15 protein-coding genes are annotated in these 18,236 nt (G+C 59.5%); 12 read left to right on the top strand and 3 right to left on the bottom strand.

Annotation, left to right across the window (positions count from 1 at the left end):
- Window positions 1-2 precede the first annotated feature (2 nt).
- From fabF to ACYU7Z_RS08760, 3 genes are all read left to right on the top strand, one after another.
- Window positions 3-1,259 carry a beta-ketoacyl-[acyl-carrier-protein] synthase family protein gene (gene fabF, locus ACYU7Z_RS08770; protein ID WP_460569487.1) on the top strand — a complete coding sequence of 419 codons (1,257 nt, stop codon included), beginning with the start codon at window positions 3-5 and terminating at the stop codon, window positions 1,257-1,259.
- Between the two features lie 40 nt (window positions 1,260-1,299).
- The gene (gene rnc / locus ACYU7Z_RS08765; RefSeq protein ID WP_460569485.1) at window positions 1,300-2,040 is read left to right on the top strand and encodes a ribonuclease III family protein; all 741 of its coding nucleotides are present in this window, start codon (window positions 1,300-1,302) and stop codon (window positions 2,038-2,040) included.
- 446 nt (window positions 2,041-2,486) lie between these two features.
- Window positions 2,487-3,494 carry a discoidin domain-containing protein gene (locus tag ACYU7Z_RS08760; RefSeq protein WP_460569483.1) on the top strand — a complete coding sequence of 336 codons (1,008 nt, stop codon included), beginning with the start codon at window positions 2,487-2,489 and terminating at the stop codon, window positions 3,492-3,494.
- A 62-nt stretch (window positions 3,495-3,556) separates the two neighbouring features.
- On the opposite strand, the gene mce is transcribed toward ACYU7Z_RS08760, so the two are convergent.
- A complete protein-coding gene (gene mce, locus ACYU7Z_RS08755) occupies window positions 3,557-3,964 on the bottom strand; it encodes a VOC family protein (protein ID WP_460569481.1) in 408 nt (135 codons plus the stop codon).
- A 110-nt stretch (window positions 3,965-4,074) separates the two neighbouring features.
- Between mce and ACYU7Z_RS08750 the strand changes: the two genes are divergently transcribed.
- The 9 genes from ACYU7Z_RS08750 to ACYU7Z_RS08710 all read left to right on the top strand — a co-directional run bounded on the left by ACYU7Z_RS08750 (window position 4,075) and on the right by ACYU7Z_RS08710 (window position 13,531).
- Window positions 4,075-5,292, top strand: a complete 1,218-nt coding sequence (locus ACYU7Z_RS08750) for a PLP-dependent aminotransferase family protein (protein WP_460569479.1) — start codon at window positions 4,075-4,077, stop codon at window positions 5,290-5,292.
- Between the two features lie 93 nt (window positions 5,293-5,385).
- Window positions 5,386-5,805, top strand: a complete 420-nt coding sequence (gene iscU, locus ACYU7Z_RS08745; RefSeq protein ID WP_460569477.1) for an iron-sulfur cluster assembly scaffold protein — start codon at window positions 5,386-5,388, stop codon at window positions 5,803-5,805.
- Between the two features lie 68 nt (window positions 5,806-5,873).
- On the top strand, window positions 5,874-6,224 hold the full coding sequence (locus ACYU7Z_RS08740) for a HesB/IscA family protein (protein ID WP_460569475.1): 351 nt from the start codon (window positions 5,874-5,876) through the stop codon (window positions 6,222-6,224).
- A 160-nt stretch (window positions 6,225-6,384) separates the two neighbouring features.
- Window positions 6,385-7,107 carry an ABC-2 transporter permease gene (gldF, locus tag ACYU7Z_RS08735; protein ID WP_460569473.1) on the top strand — a complete coding sequence of 241 codons (723 nt, stop codon included), beginning with the start codon at window positions 6,385-6,387 and terminating at the stop codon, window positions 7,105-7,107.
- Window positions 7,104-8,813 carry a motility-associated ABC transporter substrate-binding family protein gene (gene gldG / locus ACYU7Z_RS08730; RefSeq protein ID WP_460569471.1) on the top strand — a complete coding sequence of 570 codons (1,710 nt, stop codon included), beginning with the start codon at window positions 7,104-7,106 and terminating at the stop codon, window positions 8,811-8,813. Before gldF ends, gldG begins: the two co-directional genes overlap by 4 nt.
- Window positions 8,814-8,836: 23 nt before the next feature.
- Window positions 8,837-9,805, top strand: a complete 969-nt coding sequence (locus ACYU7Z_RS08725; protein ID WP_460569469.1) for a TerC family protein — start codon at window positions 8,837-8,839, stop codon at window positions 9,803-9,805.
- 14 nt (window positions 9,806-9,819) lie between these two features.
- Window positions 9,820-12,255: a type III PLP-dependent enzyme domain-containing protein gene (locus tag ACYU7Z_RS08720; protein ID WP_460569467.1), complete on the top strand. Its 2,436-nt coding sequence runs from the start codon at window positions 9,820-9,822 to the stop codon at window positions 12,253-12,255.
- Window positions 12,256-12,289: 34 nt separating this feature from the next.
- Complete coding sequence (locus ACYU7Z_RS08715; protein ID WP_460569465.1) at window positions 12,290-13,024, top strand: hypothetical protein; 735 nt, start codon at window positions 12,290-12,292, stop codon at window positions 13,022-13,024.
- A gap of 9 nt (window positions 13,025-13,033) precedes the next feature.
- Window positions 13,034-13,531, top strand: coding sequence for a GyrI-like domain-containing protein (locus ACYU7Z_RS08710; protein WP_460569463.1), 498 nt, complete (start codon window positions 13,034-13,036; stop codon window positions 13,529-13,531).
- Between the two features lie 30 nt (window positions 13,532-13,561).
- Here the strand turns inward: ACYU7Z_RS08710 and ACYU7Z_RS08705 are convergent, their stop codons facing one another.
- Both ACYU7Z_RS08705 and ACYU7Z_RS08700 read right to left on the bottom strand, forming a co-directional pair.
- Window positions 13,562-15,211 carry a DUF6531 domain-containing protein gene (locus ACYU7Z_RS08705; protein WP_460569461.1) on the bottom strand — a complete coding sequence of 550 codons (1,650 nt, stop codon included), beginning with the start codon at window positions 15,209-15,211 and terminating at the stop codon, window positions 13,562-13,564.
- On the bottom strand, window positions 15,208-18,207 hold the full coding sequence (locus ACYU7Z_RS08700; protein ID WP_460569459.1) for a caspase family protein: 3,000 nt from the start codon (window positions 18,205-18,207) through the stop codon (window positions 15,208-15,210). The genes ACYU7Z_RS08705 and ACYU7Z_RS08700 overlap by 4 nt, the downstream gene beginning before the upstream one ends.
- Between the last annotated feature and the right edge of the window lie 29 nt (window positions 18,208-18,236).

Genomic DNA, 18,236 nt, shown 5'->3' with positions numbered 1-18,236 from the left:
TTATGAAGGGATTTAAACGTGTAGTCGTTACCGGGATGGGCGCGCTGACTCCGCTGGGAAATAGCATCACCGAATACTGGAACAACCTCCGCAACGGCGTTTCCGGCTGTGACTTCATCACGCTGTTTGATGCCTCCAAGTTTAAAACCCGCTTTGCCTGCGAGCTGAAGGGCTTCGACGCGACCAACTACCTCGACCGCAAGGAAGCGCGCAAGCTCGACCGCTTTACCCAGACGGCACTCGTTGCCTCCGACCAGGCCGTGCTCGACGCCGGCATCGACAAGGCAACGATGAACCCCGACCGGATCGGCGTGGTTTACGCCTCGGGTATCGGTGGCCTCATCACCTTCCAGGAAGAAGTGATGAACTTCGCCAAAGGCGACGGCACACCCCGCTTCAACCCCTTCTTTATCCCCAAGATGATCTCGGACATCGCTGCCGGCCATATCTCGATGCGCCACGGCTTCCGCGGTCCCAACTTCTCCGTTACCTCGGCCTGTGCCTCGAGCACCAACGCCATGATGGAGGCGCTTAACCTCATCCGCCTCGGCAAGAGCGACATTATCATCACCGGTGGCGCCGAAACGGTCATCTCCGAAGCCGGCATTGGCGGCTTCAACGCCATGAAGGCCCTTTCGGAGCGGAACGACGACCCCAAAACGGCATCGCGCCCCTACGACAAGGACCGCGACGGCTTCGTGATGGGCGAAGGTGCCGGTGTGCTGGTGTTTGAAGAGCTCGAGCATGCCCTCGCCCGCGGCGCCAAGATCTATTGTGAGGTAGCCGGCGCCGGTGCCACCGCCGACGCCCACCACATGACGGCCCCGCACCCCGAAGGCCTCGGCGCCCGCAATGTAATGCTGCAGGCACTCGAAGACGCGGACATGGTTGCCTCCGATATCGACTATATCAACACCCATGGCACTTCCACGCCGCTCGGCGACGTAGCCGAGGTGAAGGCCATCGAGGCGGTATTCGGCGAGCACGCCTATAAGCTCAACATCTCGTCTACAAAGTCGATGACGGGCCACCTGCTCGGCGCGGCCGGCGTGATCGAGGCGATCGCCTGTATCATGGCCGTGCAGCACGACATCTGCCCGCCCACGATCAACCACGTTACCGATGACCCCGAGCTCGATACGCGGCTCAACTTCACCTTCGGGGAAGCCCAGAAGCGCGAGGTACGCGCGGCCCTGAGCAATACCTTCGGTTTCGGTGGACACAACGCCTGTGTCATCGTTAAAAAATATTCGGCGTAACTTATGCCCCGAACCGGCGCCAAATCGTCGCATTCAGCTTGTGAGTTTCTGGAAATCCTTTTATAAGAAAAAAGACGGCGATCCTTCCTTCAAAAAGCAGCTGAAAGGCTTGCTGGGCTACAGCCCCGGCAACGTGAGCCTGTACAAGACGGCGCTTACCCACCGCTCCGTAAAGGAAACCAGCGACGAGAACAACGAGCGGCTTGAATACCTCGGCGATGCCATTCTCAGCGCCCTCGTGGCCGAGTACCTCTTCAAGCGCTACCCCTACAAAGGCGAAGGCTTCCTGACCGAAATGCGCAGCAAGATGGTCAACCGGGCGCAGCTCAACGACATTGCGATCCGCATGGGCCTCAAAAAGGTCACCCTTTTCAATAAGTCGGACGCCTCCCTCAAAACAAGCCAGATCTTCGGCAATACGCTCGAGGCGCTTGTAGGCGCCGTGTACCTGGACCTCGGCTACAAGAAAACCGTTCGTTGGGTGCTGGAGCGGATCGTACAGCCGCATATGTTCATGGACGAGCTCGAAACCCGCGACATCAACCAGAAGAACAAGCTCTACGGCTGGGCCAACAAGCACGGCAAGAGCCTGGAGTTTGAAACGATCGGGGAGAAGCTCGAAAACGGCCGCCGCCTTTTTACCGTAGCCGCCGTCCTCAATGGCAAGGTGATCGCCGAAGGGAAGGCCTTCAATAAGAAGGACGCGTCCCAGATCGCCGCGCGGAACGCCGTCGAGAAGCTGGGAATCGAAAACTCGGACTCCTCCGGGAACGGCTACTAGCAAAGCCCTGCCATCTTTGACGTTACCGCATAAGCCCGTTCCGGGCTTTTTTTATGCCCTTGCCTGCCGGTAAGTGCCTTCTTAAGGCTGCACCTACCCGTTATAAGGGTTTTTACAAGAGCTCAAGCGAATGTTGAGCTGGTGCCCGGGGAAGAGAACTGCTCCAAGGCGCCCCTGAATCAAGAAATCTTTTGCTCCATCACGGTATTTCTTCAGCGTATTTCTACGATGAAAATCAGGCTCTTGCGTTTTAGCTAAGGGTTATTTGCTACCATGTCGCAGTAATTTCACTATAAAAATTTTAGGGAAAGCTTGCATACATCAAAAGCGGAGTTTAACTTTGCTCTCGCTAAACGGTCCTTCCTACCCCCAAACCCCTAGAAAACATTACCGGATTCGTTTAGCAGCACTAAGACAGTCGATTAATCCGTACCAACAATCTGCTTATGAAACCTTTTTTCGTTACACTCCTGATGATCGCCGGACTGGCAACTGCCGTTCACGCACGAACGCTCACTGCCGTAGCTAATGGCAATTGGCAGACCGCCAGTACCTGGAGCCCGGCCGCGGTGCCCACCAACAACGATGTGGTACTCATTCCCAGCGACAAGATCGTTTCCATCACCAACAACATCAACGAGAAAACGAGCTTTATGGAGCTCCGGATCGCGGGAATTCTTGATTTTGTCGGTGGCGGCTCAAAGCTGTGGCTCAACGGCCAGAGCATGGTATTCGTTTACCCGACCGGTTCGATTACCGCCAACCAGAACTCCCAGGTGATCATCCTCGGAAACACGACCGTGCTTGCAGGTCCCAATACGGGAACTGCGACTGTATCGGGCCCCGCGGTGGCCACTTCCAGCAGCCCCAGCGCCAGCAGCTCTTCGGCCACCAGCACCACGGCAGGCTTTCTCCCCTACAGCCCGAGCGCGCTCCCTGTAGTCTTTATCGCATTTACCGCTACCCGCCAGGGATCTGACGTGCTCGTACAATGGTCGACCGCTTCCGAGGAAGCTGCCAGCCGCTTCGAAGTAGAGGTCAGCACCGACGGCCGCACCTGGACGAGCTATGGCACGGTTGCCGCCGCCGGCAACAGCAATACGGTTCGTACTTACAGCTACAACGTTCGTAACCTCCCGGGAAGCCTGCAGGTGCGCGTGAAGCAGGTCGATATCAGCGGCAGCTACACGTATACCGCTACCCGCACCCTCAAAGGCGGAGCCGAAGGCTCGATCAAGATGACCGCCGCTTCGGGCCGGCTGGTACTGACCTTCGGTACCGAGCTGAAAGGCGCGACGATCCGTGTCATCAACCTTGCCGGCCAGGTGCTCCAGGAGCAGAAGGTGGCCTCCGCCATCGGCCAGGTGCTCGTGCCGGTAAGCCAGAAAGGCCTTTGCATCGTGGCCGTTCTCAGCGAAAACGAAATCGCCGCCAGCCAGAAGCTGGTACTCTAAACATACTTTCAAGTCGGAATCAATGAACTGCCCCGGTTTTCCAGCCGGGGCTTTTCGTGCGCCTAGGCCTCGGGCGCAGGCTGGCAGAGCTCTACCAGCACACCGTTGGTTCCCTTCGGGTGCAGGAAGCACACGAGCTTGTTGTCGGCGCCCCGTTTCGGCTCGGGGTTGAGGAGGGTAAATCCTTCGTCCTGAAGGCGTTGCATCTCGGAGCGGATGTCGTCTACGTGGAAAGCGATGTGGTGAATGCCCTCGCCCTTGCGCTCAATGAACTTCCGGATGACCCCATCGTCGGTGACCGACTCGAGGAGCTCGATCTTATTGGGGCCGGACTGGAAAAACGCGGTGCGGACCGCCTCGGAGGCGACTTCCTCCGTTTTATAGCAGGGGCTGTTGAGCAGTTTCTCGAAAAGGGGTACCGAATCGGCCAGGGATTTCACGGCAATGCCGATATGCTCAATTTTTTGCATGGATGGGTCGCTTTTGCGAAATAGGTAAAATTAGCTTTCCTTATCCTGATTTTCCTCAGCCGGCCACGGTTTTTGAAGTAAATTTGTGTGCTGAAATGGAACCTACGCATATGTTGAAACTACCCGTATATCTCGACCATAATGCCACCACCCCCTGCGACCCGCGGGTAGTGGAGGCCATGATACCTTACTTCACCGAATCCTTCGGCAACGCCGCAAGCCGCAACCACCCCTTTGGCTGGCAGGCCGAGGAAGCCGTGGACTATGCCCGTGAGCAGGTGGCCCAACTGATCGGCGCCGACCCGAAGGAAGTCATCTTCACTTCCGGTGCCACCGAGGCCGACAACCTGGCCATCAAGGGTGTATTTGAAATGTACGCCTCCAAGGGCAACCACATCATCACCTGCAACATCGAGCACAAAGCCGTTCTCGATACCTGCAAGCACGTTGAAAAGCTTGGCGCCGAGGTAACCTACCTGCAGGTCGACAACGAGGGCCTCGTGTCGGTTGAGCAGGTGGAAGCCGCCATCCGTCCCAACACGGTGCTGATCGCACTGATGTACGGCAACAACGAGATCGGCACGGTAATGCCCATCCGCGAAATCGGCGCCATGGCCCGCAAGCATGGTGTACTGCTCTTCACGGATGCGACGCAGGCCGTAGGCAAGATCCCGGTGGATGTTAACAAGGACAATATCGACCTCCTGGCCATGACGGCTCATAAGATGTACGGTCCGAAGGGCATTGGCGCCCTGTACGTACGCCGCAAGAATCCCCGCGTTAAAGTTACCGCCCAGATCGACGGTGGCGGCCACGAGCGCGGCATGCGCAGCGGTACGCTCAACGTGCCCGGTATCGTCGGATTCGGCAAGGCCTGTGAGCTCGCCCGCCTCGAGATGGCGCAGGACGCCGAGCGTCTTTCCAAGCTGCGCGACAAGCTCGAAAACGCACTCCTGAAACTCGAAGAAGCATACGTGAACGGCAGCAAGGAACACCGCCTGCCCCACGTGACCAATATCTCGTTCAAGTACGTCGAAGGCGAAGGCCTCATGATGGGCTTCAACAAGAACATCGCGCTGTCGTCGGGCTCTGCCTGTACGTCGGCTTCCCTGGAGCCTTCCTACGTGTTAAAGGCCCTCGGTCTCGGCGACGATCTGGCACATAGTTCGCTCCGTTTCGGGTTGGGTCGCTATACCACCGAGGAGCAGATCGACTATACGATCGAGCAGGTGACCAACACGGTCAACAAGCTCCGCGAGATGAGCCCGCTGTGGGAGATGTACAAGGATGGTATCGACATGAATTCGATTGAGTGGGCGCACCACTAACGCTTCGACTGCGCTCAGCGTGACAACAGCCTTGTCATCCTGAGCCTGGCGAAGGACAACAAACAACAAACTTTAAACGACAAACTTTTCCAAATGGCATATTCAGATAAATTGCTCGACCACTACAACAACCCCAAGAATGTGGGTACGCTGGACAAGGGCAACAAGAACGTAGGTACCGGCCTGGTCGGTGCTCCCGAATGCGGCGACGTAATGCGCCTGCAGATCGAGGTAGACGACGCTACCGGCCTCATCAAGGACGCTAAATTCAAGACCTTCGGCTGCGGCTCGGCCATTGCTTCCTCTTCCGTTGCTACGGAGTGGCTCAAAGGCAAGAGCATCGACGAAGCCATGAAGATCGACAACATGGACATCGTCGAGGAGCTCAACCTTCCCCCGGTAAAGATTCACTGCTCGGTACTCGCCGAAGACGCGATCAAGGCAGCGATCAACGACTACCGCGTGAAGAATGGTCTCGAAGAACTCAAGTTCGACGAATCGATCGTTCACTAACCCTTCGGCAGGCTCAGGGTGACAAGGACTCTATTGTTATGCTGAGCGCAGACTAACTCATTATTGCTATGGTTGCAACAGACAACGGAATATATGTAAGCGACAAGGCGCGCGACAAGGTGCGCCAGTTGATGCAGGAAGCCGGCGTGGCCGACGATCCTTCGTACTTTGTGCGGGTAGGGGTTGTAGGCGGCGGCTGCTCGGGACTGAGCTACAAGCTCGATTTCGACAACGAGCAAAAGCCGATGGACCAGGTATTTGAAGACAACGGGGTGAAGGTGGTGACCGACCTCAAAAGCTTCCTCTACCTCGTGAACACCATGCTCGATTTTTCCGATGGCCTCAACGGCAAAGGATTCTATTTCAACAACCCGAACGCTTCGCGCACCTGTGGCTGCGGGGAGAGCTTCGCGGTGTAGCACGGCTGACGGAATACACAGCACGCACGGAAAAATACAAGGTCTCTTTACAGGGGCCTTTTTCTTTTGCCTGAAACAAACCTTAAAACTCGGGACGACGAGCGCAGGTCCGGGAACTCTCAAAAACAACAAAACCCTCAAAACCTTAGTTTTACAACCTATGTGGTCCATCTGTAAAAAGGAGCTCGGCCAGTTCTTCAGCAGTCTCACGGGCATTATTGCCATCGTGGTGTTCCTCCTCGTGAACGGGCTCGTGCTTTTTGTCTTTCCCAACAATATCCTCGACAGCGGCTATGCCACGCTGGATGCTTATTTCGAGCTGGCGCCCTGGATCCTGGTCTTCCTGATCCCGGCTATCACGATGCGCTCGTTTGCGGATGAATACCGCGGCGGCACGTTCGAGATCCTCCGCACAAGGCCGCTGACAGCGGGGCAGATCGTGGCGGGCAAGTTCTGGGGTGCGCTGCTTATCGTGGTCATCGCGCTGCTGCCGACGCTGGTCTATTTCTACACGGTCAACCACCTCGCCGCCACAACGGGTATCGACGCGGGTGCCGCCGCCGGCTCGTACCTGGGGCTTTTCTTCCTGGCGGCGGTGTTTACGGCGATCAGCATCTTCATCAGCAGCCGCACCAACAATGCCGTCATTGCCTTCATCCTCAGCCTCCTTGCCTGCCTGCTGCTCTATTACGGCTTCCACGCGCTGAGCGGCCTCGCACCCTTCCGCGGCGGCGCCGACTACTACCTCGACCTCTTTGGTATTGACGCGCACTACCGCAGCATCAGCCGCGGCGTGGTCGATACGCGCGACCTTGTATACTTCGCCTCGCTCGCCGTTTTCTTTCTCTTCATGACCCGTCAAACCCTGGTCCACCGCGCATGAACAAACGAACTTTCAACGGCGCCTGGATCGTGGCCCTGCTGGCACTCGTGGCCGTCAACGTGCTGGCCGCACTCGCCCACGCCCGCTTCGACCTGACCGCCGAGCACCGCTACTCGCTGAGCAAGCCCACGCAGCGCCTGCTTCGCGGACTCGACAGCACTGTAACCATCGACGTTTACCTCACGGGCAAGGACCTGCCTTCCTTCGTGCGCAAGTTTCGCGGCTCGCTGCAGGACTTCCTGTCGGAAACGCGCGAGTACGGCGGCAGCAAGCTGCAGTTCAACTTCGTTGACCCCTTCGCCGGCGACACCGCGCAGTCGCGGGTGCTCCTCGACTCGCTGCGCGACAACTATGGCCTCAGCCCCGTGGCCGTACAGGCTCCCGAAAAGGTGGGCGACAAGCTGGAGGTGACGAGCCTGGTACACGGCGCCGTGGTGCGCCAGGGCGGCCGCGCGGTTGGTGTAGACCTGCTCAAGGGGCAGCGCGCCTTCGGCACCAGCGCCGAGGAGCTGGCAGCCCTGTACAACAACGTCGAAGCATCCGTCGAATACAAGTTTGCCTCCGCCATCGAGAAAGTAACCACGAAGCAGAAGCCGCTTGTTGCCTACCTGCTCGGCAACGGCGAAGCCTGGGGCTACAACATCAACGATGCCTTCATGACCCTGCGTGAAAATTACTTCGCCGATACGCTCAACCTGAAGGAGGTGCCGTTCATCCCCACCGAGATCAACGCCGTTGTGGTGATGAAGCCCACGCGGCCCTTCAGCACCGGCGACAAGCTGAAGCTCGATCAGTATGTAACGCATGGCGGCAAGATCTTCTGGATGGTGGACAACATGTACGCCGAGTTCGACAGCCTGTATAAGTCGGGTGGCTTTATCGCCTTCGACCGCGGGTTGCAGCTCGAAGACCTGTACTTCAACTGGGGCTTCCGCCTCAACCCGGATCTGGTGCAGGATATGCAGAGCGACCAGCTCCCGCAGGTGAGCAACAGCAACGGCCAGCAGCGCATCGTCAACTGGCCTTTCTTCCCGGTGCTCGACGGAACGCAGCATCCCATCAGCAAGAACCTCGATGGTGTCCGCGCGTTCTTTCCCACGTCTATCGATACCGTCGAAGCGGAAGGAATCCGGAAAACGGTTCTGCTGCAGTCCTCGGCCAATGCGCGGCTGCTCGGGTCGCCGGCCAAGATCGACTTCGAGTTCCTGCAGATCGCGCCCGACGAAAAGCTGTTCAAGCGAAAGAACATTCCCGTCGCTTACCTGCTCGAGGGCCGTTTCCGCTCGCTGTACAGCGGCCGGCTACCGAAGTCGGTTGCCGACTCGCTGAAGGCGCAGGGCTACGAGTTCTTCCCCGAAGCCGTGGCGCCGGGCAAGATAATCGTGGTGGCCGACGGTGACATCGCGCTCAACCAGTTCAGCGCATCCTCGGGCCCGCTGCCGATGGGCGTCAACCCGTTTACCCGCTACACGTACGCCAACAAGGAGTTTTTCCTCAACAGCCTCGAGTACCTCGTAAATCCTTCCGACATCCTGCAAACGCGCAGCAAGGAATATACCCTCCGCCTGCTCGACCCGCGGCGCGTGAAGGAGCAGAAAACGATGTGGCAGGGGATCAATATCGTGCTGCCGGTACTGTTACTGGTGGCGTTCGGAACCCTTTACCAGCAGGCGCGCCGCCGCCGCTATGCATCGTCCGTATCTTAGCGCCTCAAATCCCTTACGTACTGATGAACCTGGATCAGCTTAGTTACCTGGTGTTTGGATTGGTGATTGTGGTTGCGCTTGTGCTCGATCTTGGGTTGCTCAGTAAACGCTCCACGGAGATCAGTATCCGGAAAGCACTGTACCAGACCCTGTTCTGGGTAGCGCTGGCCTTTGCCTTTTTCGCGTTCCTGTGGATCGAATACGGCCGGGCCCCGGCGCTCGAATACATCAGCGCCTACCTGATGGAATGGAGCCTCAGCATCGACAACATCTTCGTCTTCATCCTGATCTTCTCCTTCTTCCGCATCGCCTCCGACCATATCGCGCGGGCACTCCTTTGGGGTATCCTGATGGCGATCGTGTTCCGCGTCATTTTTATCACGGTCGGGGTGGCGCTGGTGGCGCGGTTTGAGTGGCTGCTGTATGTTTTCGGGGCCTTCCTTATGTACACCGGGATCAAAATCTTTACAGTAAAAGAGGACGATGACGGCTTCGACCCGGCGACTAATCCGGTGTATAAATTCCTCAACCGCTTTTTACCCATCGTACACGAAGATGTCGGCGGTAAGCTTGTGATCCGCCGCAACGGGAAGCGCTTTTTCACCAACCTGTTCGTGGTGATCGTGATGCTGGCGACCACCGATATCGTGTTTGCGCTCGACAGCATCCCGGCCGTCTTTGCCATTGTGAATACGCGCGACCCGGGCCTGCGGCACCTGGTCATCTATACCAGCAACATCTTCGCGGTGCTGGGGCTGCGCTCGCTCTTCTTCCTGCTGAAGGGCGCGGTGAACCGCTTTGCGTACCTGCAGCAGGGCATTGCCATCGTGCTCGTCTTTATCGGGCTGAAGATGCTCGTGCCGCTTGTGATCCACGACTTCCATATCCCGGTTACGATCTCGCTCCTGGTCATCGTGATCTGCCTCGCGGGCTCCATACTTTATTCGATCAACGTCACCCGCCGCAAGGGCCGGGAGAACGATCAAATCTGACTTACCTTCATTACGTGTACTCCATTGCCACCATTGCCGAAGTGCTTGAGGCGCAGCTGCTGCAGCCCGGCGACCCGGAGCGCCCGATTGCGCACCTGCTGCACGACAGCCGCGCCGTGACCTTCCCGGACAGCTCGCTGTTCTTCGCACTCGTAACCGCGCGTAGCGACGGCCACCGCTTCGTGGAAGATGCCTGGCGCAAAGGGGTGCGGGCCTTCGTGGTCAGCCAGGAAATGGATACGACTCCCTTCGAAGGCGCTTCCTTCCTGCTGGTACCCGATACGCTCCGCGCCTTGCAGGCGCTGGCCGCCTGGCACCGCGGACATTTCGAGATACCGGTTATCGGCATCACGGGCTCCAACGGAAAGACCATTGTAAAAGAATGGCTGCAGCAATTGCTCGAGCCCGAGCATACGATCGTGCGCAGCCCCCGGAGCTACAACTCGCAGATCGGGGTGGCGCTGAGCGTATGGCAGCTGCGTCCGCAGCATACCCTGGCGCTGTTTGAGGCGGGGATCTCACAGCCCGGGGAGATGGAGCGGCTCGCGGCCATGATCCGCCCGACCATCGGGGTGCTTACCAATATCGGGTCGGCGCACGACGAGGGATTCGTAGACAGCGAGCAGAAGCGGACGGAAAAAGGGCGGCTGTTTGAAGGCGTCAAAGCCGTTATCGGCCCCGAGCCCTGGACGGGCCTTCTGCCGGGCGCGCTCAGCTGGGGCACCGAGGCGGGCGCCTCCCTGCACGTGGAAAGTACCGAGCGCGGCAGCACGACGCTGGTAAAAGCCCGCTACCGCGGCGTACCCGTAGAAATACGGATACCGTTTTCCGATGAGGCTTCTATCGCCAACGCGCTGACCTGCACCTGCGTGCTCATTTACCTCGGTTATTCGATCGATACGATCAACGAGCGGCTCGCGGCGTTGCAGCCGGTCGACATGCGCCTGCAGCTCAAGCACGGTGCCGGCGGCTGCACCCTCATCAACGACTCGTACAGCGCAGACTTTACCTCGCTGCAGCTGGCGCTCAATTTCCTGGCGCAGCAGCAAACGGGGCAACCACGAACGGTGATCCTTTCGGACTTTGCCGAGTCGGGCGCGGCACCCGGGCGCTTTTACCCACAGGTGGCGCGTGCGCTCACGGGCGCCGGCATCAGCAAGGCCGTACTTATCGGTCACGACGTGACGCGTCACCTTCAGCTGCCCGATACGGTTCCGGTGCAGCGCTACGCAAGCACGGAGGCCTTTTTGGAACAATATCACCCGGCGCAATTCCACGAGGAAACGATCCTTGTAAAAGGCGCGCGTCCCTTCCGCTTCGAGCGGATCGTGGCAGCGCTCGAAACGAAAGTGCACCAGACCGTGCTCGAGATCAACCTCAATGCGCTGGCCCACAACCTGCGGCAGTACCGGGCTATCCTGCAGCCAGGCACCAAGGTGATGGCGATGGTAAAAGCTTTTTCCTACGGCAGCGGGTCCTCGGAAGTGGCGTCGATCCTTCAGTTTCACCATGTGGACTACCTCGGCGTGGCCTATGCCGATGAAGGCGTGGCACTCCGGCAGGCGGGCATCTCGCTGCCCATCATGGTGATGAACGCAGATGCCTCCTCTTTTGATGCGCTGGTGGAGTGGCAGCTGCAGCCGGTGTTATATTCCTTCTCCATCCTCCAGGCGTTTGAGCGCTACCTCCAGCGCGAAGGTCTCCGCGCCTGGCCGGTGCACGTGGAACTGGAGACGGGGATGAACCGGCTTGGCTTTTCATCCGTAGAAATACAATCGCTCGCACGGCACCTGCAGCAGACCGACTGGCTGCGGGTGCAGTCGGTTTTCAGCCACCTGGCGGCCAGCGAAGACCCGGCGCAGGACGACTTCACGCGCGAGCAGGCGCAGCGTTACGAAGCTATGGCTGCCCAACTCCAGGCGGCGCTGCCCTACCGCTTCCTTCGTCATCTGTCCAACTCGGCCGCCATCATCCGGCATCCTTCGCTGCAATACGATATGGTGCGCCTTGGCATCGGCTTGTATGGCGTGGAGATCGAAACGAAGCAGCTGGAGCTCGAGGCCGTTGCCACCCTGCGCAGCACCATCGCGCAATTGAAGCAGCTGGAGGCCGGCGACACCGTCAGCTACAACCGCCGTGGCGTGGTGAAGGAGCCTTCGCTGATCGCCACGGTGCGGATTGGCTATGCCGACGGCTACAGCCGGCGCCTTGGCTATGGTGTGGGCAAGATGTCGGTCAACGGTCACCTGGCGCCCGTTATCGGTACGGTGTGCATGGATATGACAATGATCGATGTAACGCATATCGGCGGCGTTCAGGAAGGCGACGAGGTGATCCTGTTCGGGAAAGCCCTTCCCGTGCAGCAGCTAGCCGAGTGGATGGGCACCATTCCGTACGAGGTGATGACCGGCGTGAGCCAGCGGGTGAAGCGCGTCTATTTCCAGGAATAGGAATTCGTATCTTGAATCCTCCAGACCACTGCTTATGCAATTCGATTTTTACACCGAGTACCAGACATGGACGGATGCCCAGCTGCGCGCCGTCGTACTGAACCCGCATAATTACCAGCCGGATGCCGTGAGCGTCGCCGAAACGATCCTCATGGAGCGCAACGTGCCCCTGGTGGAAGAAGCACCCGCTCCCCGCCCCGTGCCGGAATGGATCGTGCCCGGGCCTGCCGACGGCGAAGAAACGGACCTGCTCGGGTCCCTGCTCGAGCAGCCGAAGCGGGCCCTTGCCTGGCCGCAGCCCACCTGGATGCGCGTGCTCTTTATCGTCACGGCCCTGACCTATGCGTGGGGCGTTTATTCGGGCGGCCGAAACCTCTATTCCTATTTCGGTTCGGGCGGGTCGCTTGTAACGGTGGCCTGTGTTATCGCCTGCTCTTTTTTCCTGCTCGACGTACTGACGGTATACCTCGCCGCCCGCGGCGACAGCTGGGGCTGGTACCTCGTATGTGGGAGTAACTCCTTCGTGCTGCTGGCGCAGGTGATCTCGCTGGGTTATTACCTGTTGCGATCGCCCTACGGGCTTGCGACCGGACTCTGGAGCAGCGCGCTGTTGCTGTTGTTGCGCGCCGCGTTGCTTGCCGGCTTCTTCCAGGGCCCGGTGCGAAGCTGGTTCGGCATTCCGCCCTCCGGTCGCTGGATGGTGCTGCTGGCAGCGGCGCTGTTGTGGGCGGGCTACATGGGCGTCATGTTCAGCCAGTCATTATTCTGATTGATACGTATGATCACGGGTATCCGGATACAAAGCATTGAACGGAAGCTGCTCGCCGGCCGCCGGCTCGAGATGTCGTTTGCCCGCAACCGCACGTTTGAGCTGTGGACCGGGTTCATGCCCAGGCGGCGGCATTTCCGGAATGCCGTAAGCGAGCACCTGTACAGCCTGCAGGTGTATCCCGATGTACATTTTTTCAGTCCCTTCGATCCGAACCGCCCCTTCGAAAAATGGGCCCTGCTCGAGGTACAAAGCTTCGCGGAGCTGCCCGAAGGGATGGAGCCTTTTGTGCTGCCCGCCGGTGTTTATGCCGTGTTCGATTTCCGGGGTGGCGCTGCGGAGGCGCAGGCCGCCTTCCGGTATATCTACGGGGAGTGGCTGCCGGCTTCAGGCTATGTGCTGGACGACCGCCCGCACTTTGAGGTTCTAGGACAGAAATACCGGCGCGATGACCCCGATTCGGAGGAGGAGATCTGGGTTCCTGTGCGCAAGCCGGGCGAGGCGTAGCAGTTGTGGGCCGGTGGATTTTTTATGAGATTACTTCCTGCGAAGCCGCTCCCACACCCATTCGTGCGGAATGATCTTCGGCTCAACGACATCGGCGAAGGCGCGCGCCCATTGCTGGCGGGCCCGGTCGGCAGGACTTTTCGCTTCTGTTACCAGGTCCACATCGCCCCAAAAGCGGCTGCTGGCGCGCACGGGCGTTTTGCCGTCATAATGCAGGAGCACCGTCGTGTCGCCGGTGGATACGCGGAGGTCGCCGTCTTTCAGCCGCTGGATGTTGAACAGCTGCGTTCCTTTTTGCACCGCGAGCAGGGCGCCCTTGCTGTTGTAGCGGTATCGGTAAAGAAGCGTGTCTTTTCGGAGCGAGTCGATGACGACAAATTGCTCCGGCAGGTCCTGGACGTTGTAGCGAACGCGGAATACCGAGTCGTTCATCCGGAGATAGACGCAGCGCGACTTCCCATCGTATTGTGCGAATGCTTCGCGGCCGTTGACCCGGCGGTAGGCAACATTTCCGACGTTGGGGTCGTACCGGTTTTCCTCCTCGCTCGTATCGGAAAGCGCAACGTAGTGATAGAAGTACACCGTGCCATCACCGCGCACCCTGTTCTCGTATTCGTAGGAGCTGTTGAAAATCCTGGTCCCCAGGCTGTCGAACTGCTCGATGCGGGTGCCGTAGTGGTTGTTGTTCACCTCCCCCCATTCGTTATAGAAACTGAGGTACTGGTAACGGGTGCTGCTGCCGTTGCGCTCCGTAACCCTGATCGCAAAGAACGTAACAGGGTCGTATTCGATGAGGTATTGCGTGCTGTCCGAATAGCCGATACGCGTCATGTTGTGCGATGCGTCGTAACTGTGCCAGTACTCATTGCCGCCCATATCGCGTGAATAGACAAGGTCGTTGTTGCGGTCGTAGCGGTACACCGCGGTTTTTACCTTCCCGCTGTCGGTGGTCGTTATCCGGATGATCCGCCCCGCCGTGTCGGTTTGTACCTGGCAGGGAAAACGCTTGTCGAGCGTGATCTCCGTGATGTGCCTGCCCCGGTAGCGGATCTGCATGCTGCCGCCGTCCTGGGTCAATTCGGTGAGCAGTCCATCCGCGTTGAAGTGGTAGCTGTCCGCCCAGCTGCGCAGCGTGAATTGCCGGCCGTCCCAGCTGAGTTCGCGGTTGGTGTCCAATCGCCAGCTGCGTTTCAGCGCCGACCTGTAGGTGGCTGCCTGGGGGATAAAACCTAACTGCCGGTTGTGGAGGAATTGCTCGTACAATTTGTTGCGGTCGCTTCGAAGCTCGCCCCTCCGCCGCAGCAGGTCGGCGGGTGTATTGGACAACCTGTTGCGGCGGATCTCGGCCTGCACCACGGCATCGATCATCCGGTAAAATGCGTCCGCATCGGGCACGGCCGCTTCCATAATATCGTTGGAGCCCGAACCCCACCAGCGTATCGCCACCGTCCCGTCGGGGAGGGGAAAGAGCCGCGTTTCCAGGAGGCTTCCCCAGCCAAAGCCGAAGTACCCGTTGTCGACCGACTTGGAATTATAGCTGCGTGTGATGTCGAGTTTGGCGCCGTCGAAGGCGATGTCGGTATAGGTGATAAAGAAATTCCCGTTCTTGATGTTCACACCCGCGAAAGCGCTCCGGGCGGCGAGCAGCAGCAGGAGGAATATGGTTGCGCGCAGACTCATAGACCGCTGAAGTATTTGATGAAGTTGCTGTGGAAATACGATCGGATGCCGGTACCTGCTTCTTTTTTCCGGCGCCGCGCTTCTTCCGGGTGACCGGTAAGCTGCAACGCTACGGCCGCTATGGCGGGCTCGGTGTTGAGGGTCTCGTCCAGGTAGCGCCGGGCAAAGGTTTTCGCAGCGGCTCCATCCCGGTTTTCGATGGCCAGCAACAGCAGCCAGCGGATCGCCGCGGGGTAGAGGTAGTCGGTCGCCGCTTCGGCGCGCTGCAGCCCCCGGAAGGCGGCCTGCAGGTTCCGGTTGCTGCGGTAGGCCGCTTCTGCCAGCGCGATCCGGAGCTCGATGTGCGTTGTATCCAGCGGCACAAAACGCTGCAGCCAGGCATAGCGTTGGGCCTCCGGTTGCGCGCGGCTTTTTTCCAGCGCCATGCCGATATAATCCTGCACGCGGTCGTCGTAGGGGAGCAGCCGGCGCAGGCGTTCCATGCATTCGAGGCTTTGCGTCACCTCGTTGCGGGCCAGGTGCATATAGGCCAGCGCCGCCAGTGCCTGCGAAAAGGAGCTATCCACCTGCAACGCCTTCTGATAGGCGGCCACAGCGCGACCCGAGCGCCCGGTCTGAAACAGGAAATTGCCGAACTGGTAATGCACCAGGGGCGACAGCGGCTGGTGGCGGATCGACGCCAGCAGTACGGCCTCGGCGCGCGCTGTATCCTTGTTGCGCAGCAATTCGTTCGAAAAGCTCTGCGCGATATCGTAGCGGTAGGGGTTAATCGCCAGGGCCCGTGCATAGACGGCCAGGAGGCTATCGGTCTGCCTGGTAAAGTCGTAATAGCTTGTCATGCTGAACCAGGCGGCGTCGGAGCCACGCGAAGCCTCCACGGCCTTCCGGAACCAGGGCAGGGCGCTGTCCGGCCGGTTGCGGTCGAGCCAAAGCAGTCCTTTGCCTGCGTAGCCTTCCTGGTCGTAGGGGTTCAGCGCAATGCCGATGCTGAACAGGCTGTCGGCCCTTTCCTGGTAGCGTTGCAGGGTACTGCCGTTGCGGTAAAATTCAGCAAGGGCCAGGTAGCCGGCCGCATCGTACGGGTTGGCGGCGATCATCCGGCGATAGTAGGCTTCGGCCTTCCGGCCATCCGTCTTGTTGTAAAAGTCGCCCAGGTTCTTCAGTGACTGGGTGAACGTGGCATCGGTGGAATCGGCTTTCAGGAAGTAGCGCTCGGCGATGGCCGGGAGCCCGCGGAGGTTGTAAAGATTTCCCAGGTTGCTGTAGGAGATGGCGAAGTCGCGGTTCTGGCGTTGTTGCGCGTTTTCTTCTTTGAGCGCAAGCGCTTTCCGGTAGTAGCGTTCGGCATCCGCGGTGCGGCCGATGTCGTACATGATGGTCGCTATGTTGTTGTAGGCCCAGGCGTAGTTGCTGTCGTTGCGGAGCACCTGCTGGTAATAGCCGATCGCTTCGTCGTGCTGGTAGATGTCGTTATAGAGATTGCCCAGTTCGTTGCGGGCATGACTCCAGGTGGGAATGAGCTCGTGGGCTTTCCCGGCATAATAGAGGGCGCTGTCGTACTGAAGCCGGAAACGTTTGAGGTGGGCCATGGCGAGGTACACGTAGGCGGCCCGGTTTTCGAGCTGCAGCGCGCCTCGGAGCAGGGATTCGGCCTCGCCGAATTTCTCGTAGCGGTCGTAGCGCAGGTAGCTGTTGGCAATATGAAAAGCGGCCATCACGCGGTCGTTCCTGTGACGCGGATCGCCCGCCGGCAGGAGGCTGTCGGCAAGGGCTGCGTCGATGCCGGCCGTGTAAAAGGTGGCGGCCGGCGGCATGAGGCTGAGGCCTTTGAGGTAGTCGTTGAGCACGAGCTGGCTCCGTGTTTCGAGCACTTCGGCCAGGTGGTTCTGCAGGCCTTGCTGCAGGTCACGGGCGCGGCCTTCGGGCAGGGCGCCGAGTTGGGCGATCACGGCGAGGCAGCTGGAGTCGGAGCCATAAAGCCGTTCGCGCAGCAGGAAGCGGTTGTAGCGGTTCACGTATTGCTCCAGCAGCGAGTCCGGGAGGTCGCTGGCGGCGCCGTTGCCGCGCCCGGCAAGGCTTTGGCCGTACTGGCGCCCCTGGAAAAAGCGCAGCGCCTGCTCGCGCATCGCGGGTGTGAGCTCGGCCACCACGTTGTTGCCATCGGGAGCGGTGAGCACCGGGTTCTGGCGGCCGCGGGTAGCGCTGCCCACGCGTCCCTTTACAAAAGCGGCCAGCTCGTTCAGCGTCAGCTGGTTGTTGCCGGTATTGGCGAGGCCCATCATACCCTGCACGAGGTACCAGGTGAAAAGCCCGTGGCCCACCGAGTCGGCTTCGAACGAAAACTCGTTGACGGCGCAGCCGAGCATCTTGGAGATCTGGTTGAAGCTGGACACGATATTGTCCTGCGCCTTCAGGATACCGTCGTTGTGCACGCTGAAACCGGAGTGGCAGGCATCCATCACGAGCGTCACCTTTACTTTTTTGACCGAGGCAAGCCGGTTGGTGTAGAGCTCGAGGTCCGACAGCTTGAGGGTGCCCGCGGCGCCGTGGTAGTTGCGTGTGTCGGAGGCATCCCAGGCCAGAAAGAAAGCCTCGTCGAAGTCGGCAACGGTCTGCACATCGCCATGCCCGGCGAAGTAGAGCACCAGCTCGTCGCCCTTGTTGAGCCAGCGCATCATGTCGAGGATGGCGTTGTAGATACGGCCCGAGGTGGCGGCCGAGTCGGGGAGGAGAAAGACGTTTTCCTTCGGGAAGGCCCGCACGCTGGTGAGGTAGTTGTAAAACAGGACGGCGTCGCGGTTGGCGTACTGGAGCTGTAGGCGCTTGCTGCTGTAGTCGGAGATGCCGACAATGAGCGCCGCCTTGCGCTGCCCCGAGTCGCCCTTCAGCGGCGAGTTGGCGGAGCGCTCATAGGGTGTGACCTTGATGCCGCGCTCCTGGGCACGTAGCCCTGTGGCCGCCAGCAGGATCAGCAGGAAACAAAGAAGTCGGCGCATCGCAGTCAGGTTGGTCTGTTTGGTTAAAA

The organism is Flaviaestuariibacter terrae, assembly GCF_054777635.1.
The sequence above is the reverse complement of the archived record's forward strand: the minus strand, read 5'-3'. Positions and strand labels throughout refer to the sequence as shown.

Excerpts from the sequence above, each read along its gene's own strand:
- fabF (WP_460569487.1), top strand. The coding sequence starts at position 3 with ATGAAGGGATTTAAACGTGTAGTCGTTACCGGGATGGGCGCGCTGACT.
- ACYU7Z_RS08760 (WP_460569483.1), top strand. The coding sequence starts at position 2,487 with ATGAAACCTTTTTTCGTTACACTCCTGATGATCGCCGGACTGGCAACT.
- mce (WP_460569481.1), bottom strand. The coding sequence starts at position 3,964 with ATGCAAAAAATTGAGCATATCGGCATTGCCGTGAAATCCCTGGCCGAT.
- ACYU7Z_RS08750 (WP_460569479.1), top strand. The coding sequence starts at position 4,075 with ATGTTGAAACTACCCGTATATCTCGACCATAATGCCACCACCCCCTGC.
- iscU (WP_460569477.1), top strand. The coding sequence starts at position 5,386 with ATGGCATATTCAGATAAATTGCTCGACCACTACAACAACCCCAAGAAT.
- ACYU7Z_RS08740 (WP_460569475.1), top strand. The coding sequence starts at position 5,874 with ATGGTTGCAACAGACAACGGAATATATGTAAGCGACAAGGCGCGCGAC.
- gldF (WP_460569473.1), top strand. The coding sequence starts at position 6,385 with ATGTGGTCCATCTGTAAAAAGGAGCTCGGCCAGTTCTTCAGCAGTCTC.
- gldG (WP_460569471.1), top strand. The coding sequence starts at position 7,104 with ATGAACAAACGAACTTTCAACGGCGCCTGGATCGTGGCCCTGCTGGCA.
- ACYU7Z_RS08725 (WP_460569469.1), top strand. The coding sequence starts at position 8,837 with ATGAACCTGGATCAGCTTAGTTACCTGGTGTTTGGATTGGTGATTGTG.
- ACYU7Z_RS08715 (WP_460569465.1), top strand. The coding sequence starts at position 12,290 with ATGCAATTCGATTTTTACACCGAGTACCAGACATGGACGGATGCCCAG.
- ACYU7Z_RS08710 (WP_460569463.1), top strand. The coding sequence starts at position 13,034 with ATGATCACGGGTATCCGGATACAAAGCATTGAACGGAAGCTGCTCGCC.
- ACYU7Z_RS08705 (WP_460569461.1), bottom strand. The coding sequence starts at position 15,211 with ATGAGTCTGCGCGCAACCATATTCCTCCTGCTGCTGCTCGCCGCCCGG.
- ACYU7Z_RS08700 (WP_460569459.1), bottom strand. The coding sequence starts at position 18,207 with ATGCGCCGACTTCTTTGTTTCCTGCTGATCCTGCTGGCGGCCACAGGG.